The 12,558-nt window shown below is 43.8% G+C and carries 16 protein-coding genes; 3 read left to right on the forward strand and 13 right to left on the reverse strand.

The window, feature by feature from the left end; translation table 11 throughout:
* Window positions 1–7 precede the first annotated feature (7 nt).
* Entirely contained in the window at window positions 8–1,258 is a 1,251-nt protein-coding gene (locus DWV34_RS09805; RefSeq protein WP_009289133.1) for a [Fe-Fe] hydrogenase large subunit C-terminal domain-containing protein, read from the forward strand.
* Between the two features lie 582 nt (window positions 1,259–1,840).
* Here the strand turns inward: DWV34_RS09805 and DWV34_RS09820 are convergent.
* The 5 genes from DWV34_RS09820 to DWV34_RS09840 all read right to left on the reverse strand — a co-directional run bounded on the left by DWV34_RS09820 (window position 1,841) and on the right by DWV34_RS09840 (window position 4,836).
* Window positions 1,841–1,996 carry a DUF3791 domain-containing protein gene (locus DWV34_RS09820; RefSeq protein WP_009289135.1) on the reverse strand — a complete coding sequence of 52 codons (156 nt, stop codon included), beginning with the start codon at window positions 1,994–1,996 and terminating at the stop codon, window positions 1,841–1,843.
* Between the two features lie 83 nt (window positions 1,997–2,079).
* Entirely contained in the window at window positions 2,080–2,907 is an 828-nt protein-coding gene (locus DWV34_RS09825) for an undecaprenyl-diphosphate phosphatase (RefSeq protein WP_009289136.1), read from the reverse strand.
* Between the two features lie 68 nt (window positions 2,908–2,975).
* Entirely contained in the window at window positions 2,976–3,233 is a 258-nt protein-coding gene (locus DWV34_RS09830) for a TfoX/Sxy family protein (RefSeq protein ID WP_022260908.1), read from the reverse strand.
* Between the two features lie 26 nt (window positions 3,234–3,259).
* On the reverse strand, window positions 3,260–3,808 hold the full coding sequence (locus tag DWV34_RS09835; protein WP_009289138.1) for a hypothetical protein: 549 nt from the start codon (window positions 3,806–3,808) through the stop codon (window positions 3,260–3,262).
* 149 nt (window positions 3,809–3,957) lie between these two features.
* Entirely contained in the window at window positions 3,958–4,836 is an 879-nt protein-coding gene (locus DWV34_RS09840; protein WP_243000843.1) for an aldose 1-epimerase family protein, read from the reverse strand.
* A 110-nt stretch (window positions 4,837–4,946) separates the two neighbouring features.
* On the opposite strand from DWV34_RS09840, the gene DWV34_RS09845 reads away from it, so the two are divergent.
* Complete coding sequence (locus DWV34_RS09845) at window positions 4,947–5,642, forward strand: GntR family transcriptional regulator (protein WP_009289140.1); 696 nt, start codon at window positions 4,947–4,949, stop codon at window positions 5,640–5,642.
* A gap of 17 nt (window positions 5,643–5,659) precedes the next feature.
* On the opposite strand, the gene DWV34_RS09850 is transcribed toward DWV34_RS09845, so the two are convergent.
* From DWV34_RS09850 to DWV34_RS09875, 6 genes are all read right to left on the reverse strand, one after another.
* On the reverse strand, window positions 5,660–6,010 hold the full coding sequence (locus tag DWV34_RS09850) for a PTS glucitol/sorbitol transporter subunit IIA (protein WP_009289141.1): 351 nt from the start codon (window positions 6,008–6,010) through the stop codon (window positions 5,660–5,662).
* Window positions 6,011–6,022: 12 nt separating this feature from the next.
* Window positions 6,023–6,559 (reverse strand): PTS glucitol/sorbitol transporter subunit IIB, encoded by a 537-nt coding sequence (locus DWV34_RS09855; RefSeq protein ID WP_009289142.1) that lies wholly within the window; start codon window positions 6,557–6,559, stop codon window positions 6,023–6,025.
* Window positions 6,560–6,580: 21 nt separating this feature from the next.
* A complete protein-coding gene (locus DWV34_RS09860; RefSeq protein WP_009289143.1) occupies window positions 6,581–6,946 on the reverse strand; it encodes a PTS sorbitol transporter in 366 nt (121 codons plus the stop codon).
* 50 nt (window positions 6,947–6,996) lie between these two features.
* Window positions 6,997–7,626, reverse strand: a complete 630-nt coding sequence (gene srlA / locus DWV34_RS09865) for a PTS glucitol/sorbitol transporter subunit IIC (protein ID WP_009289144.1) — start codon at window positions 7,624–7,626, stop codon at window positions 6,997–6,999.
* A 48-nt stretch (window positions 7,627–7,674) separates the two neighbouring features.
* Entirely contained in the window at window positions 7,675–8,703 is a 1,029-nt protein-coding gene (locus DWV34_RS09870; protein ID WP_009289145.1) for an iron-containing alcohol dehydrogenase, read from the reverse strand.
* Window positions 8,704–8,890: 187 nt separating this feature from the next.
* Window positions 8,891–9,628, reverse strand: coding sequence for a glucosamine-6-phosphate deaminase (locus tag DWV34_RS09875; RefSeq protein ID WP_118476172.1), 738 nt, complete (start codon window positions 9,626–9,628; stop codon window positions 8,891–8,893).
* A gap of 316 nt (window positions 9,629–9,944) precedes the next feature.
* Here DWV34_RS09875 and DWV34_RS09880 point away from each other — a divergent pair, with 316 nt between their 5' ends.
* The gene (locus tag DWV34_RS09880) at window positions 9,945–10,640 is read left to right on the forward strand and encodes a GntR family transcriptional regulator (protein WP_009289147.1); all 696 of its coding nucleotides are present in this window, start codon (window positions 9,945–9,947) and stop codon (window positions 10,638–10,640) included.
* Between the two features lie 84 nt (window positions 10,641–10,724).
* Here DWV34_RS09880 and DWV34_RS09885 read toward each other — a convergent pair whose 3' ends face one another.
* Both DWV34_RS09885 and DWV34_RS09890 read right to left on the reverse strand, forming a co-directional pair.
* The gene (locus DWV34_RS09885; protein WP_009289148.1) at window positions 10,725–11,120 is read right to left on the reverse strand and encodes a transcriptional regulator GutM; all 396 of its coding nucleotides are present in this window, start codon (window positions 11,118–11,120) and stop codon (window positions 10,725–10,727) included.
* Between the two features lie 233 nt (window positions 11,121–11,353).
* Window positions 11,354–12,529, reverse strand: a complete 1,176-nt coding sequence (locus DWV34_RS09890; protein WP_022260909.1) for an iron-containing alcohol dehydrogenase — start codon at window positions 12,527–12,529, stop codon at window positions 11,354–11,356.
* Between the last annotated feature and the right edge of the window lie 29 nt (window positions 12,530–12,558).

Consider the following 12,558-nt stretch of genomic DNA (forward strand, 5'->3'; position numbering starts at 1 on the left):
GATTCATATGCCGGAAGCAAAAAAATCAACCTCTTTCCATGAACTCTATAAAGAATTACTCCAAAAACAAATGAAAAATGAAGATATCAGTGAGGCTGACTATGATCCCCATCAGCTGGACTGCCTCTTAAATCCGGACCAGTATGCCCCGGTCATCCACACCGAATCATGTGAGAGCTGTGCCTATGACAGGGCCTGCAAAAACAGCTGTATTTTTGACGCCATCGAAGAAGTTGACGGAAAGCTGTCCATCGATCCGGATAAATGCAGCGGGTGCGGTGTCTGTATTGAGTCATGCAGGCTTGATAAGCTGGCGGAAAGCAAGGATATCTTCCCAGTGTTAAAAGAAGTGCGCAGTGAAGAAAAAGATGTGTATGCTCTGATCGCCCCTGCTTTCGTGGGCCAATATGAAAATGCTTCCCCAGGACAGCTGAGAAGTGCCCTGAAGGCCGCCGGATTCAAAGGAATGGTGGAAGTAGCGGTCTTTGCAGACATCCTGACTCTGAAAGAGGCTTTGGAATTTGACGAGCATATCAACTCAAACGATGATTTCCAGCTTACCAGCTGCTGCTGTCCGGTCTGGATCGCCATGATCCGCAAAATCTATCATGAACTGATTCCCCATGTGCCGGGAGCGGTCTCCCCGATGATCGCGGCAGGACGGGCAGTAAAGCAGATCCACCCCGATGCAGTCACAGTATTCATCGGCCCGTGCATCGCAAAAAAGAAAGAAGCCAGAGAACCGGATATTGCAGATGCAGTGGACTATGTACTGACATTTCAGGAAGTACAGGATATCTTTGACGCGGCCGAAATACGGCCGGAAGAACTTGCCGACAACGACAGGGAACACTCCTCCAGGGCAGGCAGGATCTATGCTCACACCGGCGGCGTCAGCGAAGCCGTAAGGTCTACTGTGGAAAAACTCAGTCCGGGAAGAGACGTCCCGGTCCGCGCACAGCAGGCGGACGGTGTCCCTGCATGCAAAGCCATGATCGAACAAATCCAAAAGGGCGAAACAGACGCCAACTTTTTTGAGGGGATGGCATGCAGAGGCGGATGTGTCGGCGGACCTAAAATTATCATTGATAAAGACAAAGGAAAAAGAAACGTAGAAACATACGGAGAGGAAGCTCCTTATAAGACGCCCCTTGACAATCCGTATGTGATGGAACTTCTCCACCGGCTCGGTTTTAAAAATATGGAGGAGTTTGTAGAAAAGAGCGATATGTTTACCAGAGAATTTGCAAATAATTAAAAATACAAAGAATATATATTTCCCATTTAAACAAACATCCGTTACAGTAAAAATCAATTCTGTAACGGATGCTTGTTTTCGTTTAATCTAAACTTGTTTCTTTCCATTCATTCCTGAGATCTTCTACCAGATACTCATCGCTGTGGCAGTGCATATCAGAAATTCCTGAGCTTATTTCTTTATATAATTCTGAATGATAGAAAAAATCCAGTGCACTTTCCAACGGTATATGCTCGATTCCAGAAAACATCTCTATAATGCGGGAATATTTCCTTTGTAATAATATCCGGTTGGCCTGCATTATATCACCTCACATCCTTGATATTTTAAATATTTATCTAATATTTCCTGGGAGCAAAAACATAACTGCAAATTAGGTTTTTCATATTTTAAACGTTCTATAGCGGAATATTTATCAATTAAGCCAGAAAAATATTCTGATACAACACTCCTGCCACGTTTTTTCTTAAATCTAAGTGACCATTTCCTTGCCTGTTCATATATTGGTGTGGTATAAAATCATGGAATGACCTCCTCTTGCCTCATATACTCAATGATGTCCTCAACAATATACTCTTTGCTTTATGTATGCAATATATCATAATTAGGAATAATATACTCCTCTAAAATTTTGCTTTGTTCTGTGAGCAGCCGATACACCTCTTCTCCATCTAATCCAAGTTTTTCGGACACACTTTCAATACAAAATACAGAAAACTCTAATTCTTTGGTCTCCATTGTTTTACACCTCATCTTAGATATACTGAACTCTTTTCAGGAACTTCAGCTTATAAAATTTTGTACTATAATTTTGCAAATGATTAAACCAGGAATCCAAAATATACAATTACCACGATACCAAGCAGGATCCGGTAAACTCCAAAGACCTTAAAATCGTGTTTTCGGATATAACTTAACAGCAGACGGATTGCCAGGATGGACACTAAGAAAGAAACCACGGTTCCCACAGTCAGAAGAATCCATTCACTGCCTGAAAACATTCCTACCTTCAGAAAATATTTGATCAGTTTCAATCCGCTGGCTCCGGCCATAACCGGCACTGCAAGGAAAAAGGAAAACTCACTGGCAACATAGCGGGAGCAGCCCAGCAACACGGCTCCCAGGATCGTTGCACCGCTCCTGGATGTCCCCGGAATTGCCGCAAGCACCTGAAAACATCCGATGAAAAACGCCGCTTTATATGTCAGATCCTCCAGTGACCGCATAGACGGACGCCTGTTCCTGCTCTCAATGACAATAAAGGCAATCCCGTACAAGATCAAAGTTGCCGCTATGACATAAACACCGGAAAGATAATCTTCCAGTACCATATCCAGCGGAAGTCCCACGATGATGATCGGTATGCATCCTACAATGACCTTTTTCCAGAGGTTATATGTATCCCGTTTTTCCCTTCTGCTCTTGCGCGGAGAAAATGGATTCAGTTTGTGAAAAAATAAAACCAGCACCGCCAAAATAGAGCCGAACTGGATCACTACTTTGAATACTTCAAAAAACTCCGGGCTTAATGCCATCGGCCAAATATTGTCAAACAAAATGAGATGGCCCGTACTGCTGATCGGAAGCCACTCTGTGATTCCCTGAATAATACCGAGAACAATCGACTTTACGATTTCTATTACATTCATAATTAATCTCCCTTACATGTTTTGTCTATTATATTTCACATCAGGGAGAATTTCAACTTATAATACCGTCATTGATTGATATCATCAAAAAAATCTTTCAGGTCTTTTCTCACTTCCGGTGACAGATCCTTCTTTTTTATTCCTTCCACCGCCCCTTCCAGTCCCCAGAGCAGATGGAGGCAGGCAGACTCGTCAAAAGCTCTTATCTTCAGCCACGCTTCTTTACTTCCGGCCTTAATTAGCTGCTCTTTTGTATAGATTCCTGCCTGGTTCAGCTGCTCCTCTGTTTTTGCCCCGATATTCTCAAGATCTTTCAGTTCTCCCATAATAACTCCTTTCCGGCTCACACTCCTCATAAGAATGCAGCGCTGATTACGATGATTCCTAATAAAATTTCAAAAATAGCTTTCCCGATCATATTACGATCCGTAATATAAAGATAGGGCTCGTTTTCGCAGATAAAAACAGGATAAGGTTTTCCTGCCTCATAATTCTTTGATATTTCAGGAGGAATGTTTTCGCCGCTCTCATTTTTATAGACAACTCCCCCGTATGTATATTCAAAAGTAGGTGTGACGCTTCTGTTTCTTCCCGTGCCTGATATCTTACTCTCTACAAACCTTCCATAAACCATTGTTTTACATATACGGATTTTTATGAGATCAAAAACACCCAGAGAAATACTGAAAAGTCCAACGCAGCTCCAAAAAGCGATCCTCAAAAGTACCGAATTTTCTGTATAGACTGCATAGAATCCCACAATTCCCCCTGCCAATAAAATAAGACCCGAAATTTCTTTTTTAATCCAATAAAATCTTTTCCCTTTAAATCCGGAAGAAAAAAGAAAAAACAGACCTGACAATATATCTGCTGCTAAAAGAATTTTAATTACTGTATCCAATCTTGCTCCTCTCTCATATATTCCAATAATAAATCATTCAGTTCCATTTTAAAATCATGAAAACGAAAAATAAAAACAGTCCCAGAATTCATATAATATCCCGGAACTGTTCTATATCTAATTTCTGCCGCCTTTTAAAGGCGCTCCTGTTAATCGCATATCTCTATTGTATAACTTATTTCTTTTGTTTCCCCTGCCTTCAATGACTGGATTAAATATTTTTTCCTGATATCCTGCACGCCCTGTCCCACGAAATCATTCATGCCATACCACGGTTCAATACAGATATATTCAGCTTTATCAATAGCAGAAGGCATACTCCAGACCGCCGCTGCCGGAAATCCCGGGAAACTTACTTTCAGATGATAGTCTGCCTTGTCACACTCAAGAAGCATGGATGAAATCCCGTCTTCAAATATGAATGCATCCTGCCTTAGCAAATCCGGTGTCAGCTTTAATTCACTTACTTGTTTTGCAACCGGATAAGTTTCCCTGGTAACCAGACGGCCCTGGACTTTACGTGAATGTAAATCAAATTTTCTGTCAAAAACAAGCTTATAATCAGATAACTCTGTTTGAGGTGCCAGCTGGAATCCAGGGTGAGCGCCGATCGAATAATACATTGTTTCGTCTCCTGTATTCTCCACAGTCCATGTGATCACAAGCTTTCTGCCTTCCAGCCGATGGGAAACCCTCAGACAAAAACTGTAAGGATATAACTTATAGGTCTCCTCACTGCTTTTCAGCTGCATGATAATCTCATTTCCTCTGGCAGAGACCGGAGTAAAGTCCATGTCACGAGCAAAGCCATGGGCGCCTATCTGATATGTTCTTCCGTTTGCTGTATATGTTCCGTCATAAAACCCGCCGATGGCAGGGAATAAAAGCGGACTATGTTTCGGCCAGACCTCACCGGCCTGCCATATGTACTCACGGCAGCTGATTTTATCATACATTCCACAGAGCTCACTGCCATGTTTTTTTACTGAAATCCTGCACACTTCATTTTCGATTTGATACATTTTCATGTTCCTCACTTTCTTTCAAACAGCTGGATTTTTACAATGAGATATAGTATAATGAAGCAACAAAAATATGGACAAAACACTTTCCATATCCCTGATCAGGAGGATTTTTAATGAACCGAAAATTTATATCTGTCAAAAACTGTATTTTAGATAAAATCAATAAAATGTCTCCCAATGACAAACTGCCCTCTGAACGTGATCTGATCAATGAATTTGGGTTTTCACGTCCGACCATACAAAAAGCGCTGACGGAACTGGAAAATGACGGTATCATTTACCGCATTCCCCGTCAGGGATCGTTTGTGTCTGACCGTCGGCTTAGGAAATCTCTGGATTCTCTCCAGAGTTTTCCCGAAGACCTGCGTTCCAGCGGTGATGTACCTTCCACCCGTCTGATCGCATTTGAGATCACAGAGGCATCGGAGACCGTTGCAGAAAAGCTTGAGATGAATGTGGGAGATCCCGTATATTATCTGTGCCGCCTGCGTTTTAAAAACGGTGACCCCATTATTTATGATTATTCTTACTATGCACCGTTTGCCATTAAAGATGTCACCTGCGAAGTGCTGGTTGACTCTATTTACGATTTTATGGAAAAGCACGGAATGAAAGTCTCCATGGCCCATAAGACAGTGGATGCTATACTTCCGCCGAAGGAAATTGCAGATGCACTGGAACTCGGAAATAACGAGCCGGTCATCCGGATTGCCATGGTAGCCTATCTCTCCGACGGACGTCCGTTTGAATACACACTTTCACATAAGAATCCTAAGAAATATCTTCTTGAAATAAAATCCTACCGCTGAATCATAAAATATTAATACTATTCGATGACTACCCGGTCACCTGTCTGATAATCAGGATAATCGCCTTTTACATGTACCGTTCCGGGAAGCGCTGCCTTCCCGGCCCCGTCAAAACGCACCGTACAGTGTCCAAGGTCTGAAAATGTTTCTTCCACCTTGCCGCCCACGGCTGTGACCGGATAACTGCTCTCCCCGATTTTCAATACGTCACCCGAACATATGGTGACTGTGTCCCGGGGTTCTTTTATGAGTACGCTGTAATCTTCAAGTCCTCCGCTCGCGCGCTGTCCGAAAAAGATCAAAATCTTTTCATCCCGAAAGTCTCTTGCCTGATCACCGATTCCCATAATTTCCGTCTCAAATTTCATTGTTTTTCCCCCTTAAAATACAAGCTGTCCAACAATGACCGCTATAATGATTTCAATCGGTGCCACGATAAATTTAGAGAACAGGACTGCTGATACTCCCACCTCAACGGTTTCGGGCTCCGCCTCACACAAAGACATTCCTACCGGAATAAAGTCTGCGCCGCAGGGCTGATGAATGGTAAACACTGTGGGCAGTGCCATCGTCAGCGGAACTGCACCGGTACTGATCAGCCCTCCGATGAGAGCCCCGATTACCTGCGGGATAACCGCTCCCGGTCCGATGATCGGAGAGAGAAGCGGGAAGGTAATAATCAGTCCCATGACCACCAGTCCAAAAGGAGATGTTGCAAGGCCAGATAAAGCATTTGCAATGATATTTCCCACTCCTGTACTCGTGATCAGTGTAAATACCGTTGATACAAAGATCAGGAAGGGGATAATTGTCTCAAGACAGAGTTTAAATGAGTTTCTTGCCGCCTGAACAACTGTCATGACAAACTTTCCGATCGCCGAAGCGACCATCGTCATAAAATTAGAAACTGCTTTCATATGTTTACTCCTTTCCTTTGCTTATTCCTCTGCGGTGACGTTTTTCACATTTGAGCCGGATACATACAGGCCCTCTTTGCAAAAGGAACCGAAAGGACCGCTTGGACCTGTTGGATTCAGGTTGATGGTCTTAAGTCCTTTTTTAGGAAACATTCCCAGGCGGAGACTTCCCCCGCAGTTTACGATCACACATGCCGTCTCGGCGTCCGGAACCGGTTTACGGAAACCGTCCACTGCCTCTCCCCCGATCACCTCGGCAATCTTTTCGGCTAACGGGTGGATTCCCGCACCTGTCATACATACAACTTTTGTCCTTTTACCTTCTGCACTAATTTCCAACGGAGTACCGTATCCTCCGCCTCCTTTTGAAACAATCGCTTTTGCCATATCTGCAAACCTCCTATATAGATGATACATTTATTGTTCTCAGCATTTTATCAGCACGCTTCTCCGTGTTTCCGTGCTTCAATCTCATCCCAGTCAATGCCCTGGCGCTTGGCCATAATACCGTTTACTGTCTCGATTGTCAGACCGATCAGTGAAGAGGTACACATTCCTACCAGAAACGTACATACCGCCAGCAGTCCTCCTGCCTGTGTGCCGTACATCTTGACGACTCCCTCATATACACCCAGCCATACGTACATTTCTGCAGGATTCACATGCGGAAACAGACACATCATAGGAGCCATATTGGTACGGTTTGCCACTTCAAAAAATGCAGCTTTATACTTTTCTTTCAGGTAACGTCCGAATGTAAATACGATCGGGCTGCTCACAAAGAAATTTCCCAAATACGGAAGTACCGTGTAGCGGGTAAAGAAATTTCCTGTCAGTTTCTGCGCAAACTTGTCAAAACGGTCCTCCCCTACTAAACTTACAATCGCATTGAGAACGGTCAGTGCGATCAATGCCATGGGAAGGATGCTGTACATATTGTCGATGAAAGTCGTTCCGGCTGCCCTGAAAAATCCTGTCAGCCCTTTTGCGGCAGTAACCAGCGCTGTAATGATACCGGGCAGTTCAAATGCCGTTTCGTTCACCGCTGCTCCAATTTCTAAAAGCATATTTTTTCCTCCTTTTACTTTTTGCAAAGAGCAGAGCTCTTCGCATTTCTAGGCGATATCAAAATCTTTCTTGTATTTTGAGATGGCCATATCAACCCACTCGCCGGTGATCGGTTTTGCATTGATGATCGTATACCTGAGTCCTTCATGTTCCGTGAAATCACGCAGTGTGAGCAGACCGGTGCGCAGCTGTTCTTCCGTGATGTCCAATCCCTTCAGCGTAACGTCAATCCCCAGGCGTTTCAGCATCATGAGCGCCCGTTCATGTTGATTGTCCTGGAACAGTGACATAAAATAAACGGTCAGGCCGATGATCTGTCCATGAAGAAACGGCTTTTTGCAGACAAATTCCATATTGTCGAAGAAAGCATGCTCACTGGCACTCTCCCACATGGTATGGTTCATCTTCGCGCTGTGTTCGGCTATCCAGCGGAAGGCTTCACACATAAAATAGATGCCTTCGTCATTGACTTCACGGATATTATCAATATTCTCAGACAACATTCCCAGAAGATATTGTGCTCCGTCACTTATTTCCTGGGAGTACGCGTGGCTTTTTGTAACCATGCTGTTCAGTTTCCAGTCATAAGAAGCTGTCAGACATGCCAGCAGATCTCCGGCTCCTGAGACATTTAAGTACTTTGGCGCTCCTTTAATAATGTCAAAATCTATGTAGATGGCTTCCGGGAAAATACGTCCCATATAAGTAACCACATTGTTGACTCTCATCGCAGATTTATAACAAAACGCTGCGTTGACAGACAATACAGTCGGAACACTGTGAATCTTCTTTCCCAGGTGTTCTGCCATCCATTTGCCGGCATCGATTGCCATTCCGCCGCCCATTGCTACAACTGCGTCCACACCCTCATAATCTTTCACGTCATTTTCCAGCGTGGCAACTTCAACATTTTTTACTATATATACTTTATGTTCATTTTTTAACTGATCCTTATATTTTTCATACACAAATCCATCGGCTACAACCAGATAGTTATTCAGACCTTCTGTCAGTTCCGGCAGCAGATTTCTGCCGTAAACCAAACGGAAACGGTCCCCAACATGCGGAAACATCATTTTACGATTCCTCCTTTTAAGAGAGTTGAGTGCAACGATGATATGTGTTATAGTAAAGTCAGGTATTGTATTGATTACTATATACATATCATTTTCTATACGGTGTCTGTCCCAAAGACACTGTATCTTTCAAAGTTGATTCCGTCAGAAACCTTTGGGGAGGCTTCTGCGGAATCAATTTTTAGGTTCAGGCTTTATATCCTGCAGCAGCAGCCAGTTCTTCGTCGATTACCACTGTAACATCCCTGTGCATTTTCAGCATCGTAGCCGGAACTTTGCAGGTAACCTCATCATTTGTGAGCAGCGCTTTCATAACCGGCACCTTATTTTCCCCTGTCACGATCATGACAATTTTTTCTGCCTTCATAATATCTCCGATCCCCATTGTGATGGATTCTCTCGGCACATCATCCGGTGAAACAAAGAAACGGGAGTTAGCCTCAATGGTGCTCTCATCAAGTTTTTCAATATGTACTCCGGCAGTAAGTTTCTCCCCCGGCTCATTGAAACCGATATGTCCGCTCACTCCGACTCCGAGAAGCTGGAGGTCTACCATTTTATCTCCGTACAGCTTTTCATTAAATACTTTAATCTCATCTTCCGGTTTGTTCATGCCTGAAGGGCAGTATGTTTTTTCTTTATCAATTTCAACCTGATCGAAAAACCAGCTGTCCATGCACTGACGGTAACTCTGCGGGCTTGACGGGTCCATTCCAATGTATTCATCCAGATTGACCGTTGAGATTCCGGAGAAATCAACTTTCCCTTCCTTGTATGCGTCAACCAAAAACGGATAAACATTTTCTGCAGTTCCGCCAGTTGCCAATCCCAATTTAGAAGACGGGTTTTCCTTAACCTGTTTGATGATCTCTTCAGCTACTGTCCTGCAAGATTCTTCATAGCTCTTTGTCACAATAATTTTCATGATAGTGTACTCCTTTTCTTATAATCTTCAACAATATGCTTCGTGGACCTGTCCACAAGTAGATTCTACTACACATGTCCAGAAAAAGCAATAGCTTTTATTAAGATTATTTTCAATTTATATTTTTTTATTTATATATATCGCTCTATAAACTGCATATATTCAGCATTTATCTGTATTTTTTTCTTGTCTTGACCTAAAAACAAATTAATGCTATACTATGTCCTCGCACAGTATCTGGATAATCCAATCATTTTGGATAGGTTCAGTTTAGTGCTTCAGAGCAGCCCGTATTTCTTTTTGGGAGGATCTTAAAATGGACAGAAAATTTATGTCAGTCAAACATTGCATCTTAGAAAAAATCGATAAAATGTCACCGAATGATAAACTTCCATCTGAACGTGACCTGATCGGAGAGTTCGGCTTTTCACGCCCCACGATCCAGAAAGCGTTATCCAGCCTGGAAAACGACGGCATCATTTACCGGGTCCCGCGCCAGGGTTCCTTTGTCTCGGACCGACGCCTGCGCAAGTCATTGAATAAACTCAAAAGCTTTCCGGAAGATCTCAGATCCGGCGGTGACATCCCTTCCACACGCCTGATTTCCTTTGAAACCACACAGGCAAATGAGACCGTGGCGGAAAAATTGGATATCTGCACAGGCGATCCGGTATATTCTCTGGTCCGCCTTCGCTGCAAAAACGGTGACCCTATTATTTACGACCGCTCTTACTTTACACCTTTTTCCATCAAAGATATTACCTGCGGTGTATTGGTCGATTCTATTTACAGTTTTATTGAAAAAAATGGTATGAAAATATCGATGGCTCAGGAAACCATCAGTGCCGTGATCCCGCCGGAGGATATTGCCCGGGCTCTGGATCTTAAGTCAAATGAACCTGTCATCAAGATCGAAATGACTGCTTTCCTCTCCGACGGCCGGCCGTTTGAATATACAATTTCGCACAAAAATCCAAAGAAATATCTGCTTGAACTGCAGTCCTACCGATAAAAAACAGGAAGAAATTCTTTTTCATGAATCTCTTCCTGTTCTTTGAATTCTATTAAATTTTCCCCTGTCTCTTCTTATCCCTGTTTAAACTTCTCCCTGCTGTTTAAGACCATCCTCCAGATATTCAGCTGCCATCTGTTTTGCCTGTTCCAGCCTTGTAAGCTTCTTCTTTTGTGACAGATTCTCTATAATCTCCAGATAGTTGGTTTCTTTGAGTTCCCGGTCTTCCCGGAATCCGGAAAACACCGAATTGCCGCTTGTCTGATACCCGCACACAATATTCCCCTGCAGATCGGTAACTAACACATAGGCGCGGTTCCCCCGCCAATGACGGGCCATCCCGACACTGGATACCGGACCGGAACGTTTGATTTCCATAAGCTGCTTATTCAATTTGTGAATCTGGGGCAGCGCCATCAGTTTGCTGACAATGGCCATTGCTAAAAACAGTAATACGACACCAAATAAATTTCCATTCATAAAGACTACCTCCTCAGAAAACCGATCAACATCTGTGCTTCAACATATGGACATATCCATATAGCAACCTAAAAATCACATATTTATAAGTGTTTTGATTTATATTTTTAACACCGAAACATAATTTTTCATTTTGGACATGTCCAATATCAATTATATTGTATATGATTTGGTCATTGAATGCAACCGTTTTCTGAACCGGTATTATAAACATCGTTCCGTCATTCTTTTTTCTAAAGCATCAGCCGATATATCTTCTCCACATCTTCCTCCCCAAGCCTCACAAATTTTCCGACGGTTCCTTTCCGTCCGTTTCCATAGCAGGCAGTGTGTGCCATCTTTTTGATATCTTCTTCCTTTGCCCCGATCTCTCCGAAGTTCAGCGGCATGCCGATGGATCTCAAAAAGTTTTTAAGTGCCCGGATTCCGGCCCTGGCTGTCACCTCAGGATTTTGGAAATCCATCTGGCATCCCCATACCCTGACCGCAAGCTGGACAAATCTATTGACATCATGTTTCAGATTATAAGTCATCCAGGCAGGGACCACCATTGCCAGGCCTGCTCCGTGTGTACAGTCGTAAACTGCGGAGAGTTCATGCTCAATGTCATGGCTTCCCCAGTCCTGTTCCCGCCCCACGCCGCAGCTGTTATTGTGAGCCATCATTCCTGCCCACATAATATTTGCTCTCGCCTGGTAATCGTCCGGGTCGGCGATAACCTTGGGTGCTTCATGAATCACAGACAGCAGCAGACCTTCGATCAGCCGGTCTGTGACCTCCACGTTTTCCGTATTTGTAAAATACCGTTCAAACAAATGGGCCATAATATCCGTAATACCTGCCGCAGTCTGGTATGCCGGAAGCGTCTGGGTAAGCGCAGGATTCAGAACGGAGAATTTCGGACGAAGGCCCTCTCCCGTGGCTCCTCTTTTCAGCATTCCTTCTTCCTTTGTAATGACAGAATCCGGACTTCCCTCACTTCCTGCGGCAGCGATGGTAAGAACGGTTCCGACAGGGAGTGCCTTTTCCACTTTCTTTCCCTGATAATAATCCCAGAAATCGCCGTCATAGACAGAGCCCGCGGCAATGGCTTTGGCAGAGTCGATCGTACTTCCTCCTCCCACTGCCAGCACAAAATCCACATGCTCCTTCCTGCAGAGCTCAATACCTTCATACACCAGCCCGCTTCTGGGATTTGGTTTCACCCCTCCCAATTCTACATAAGAAATGTCTTCCTCCTCCAGGGACTTTTTGACACGGTCCAAAAGGCCGGAACGCACAACGCTTCCGCCGCCGTAATGGATCAGCACCCTGCTGCCGCCAAACCTCTTTATATAACTTCCGGTATGGTTCTCCTCCCCGTTTCCAAAAGCAAAATACGTTGGGCTGTAAAACGTAAAATTCTCCATGCTGTGTTCTCCTTTCCCGAACTGTCTTT

This window comes from Anaerostipes sp. AF04-45, assembly GCF_003461725.1.
Classification (GTDB): domain Bacteria; phylum Bacillota; class Clostridia; order Lachnospirales; family Lachnospiraceae; genus Anaerostipes; species Anaerostipes caccae.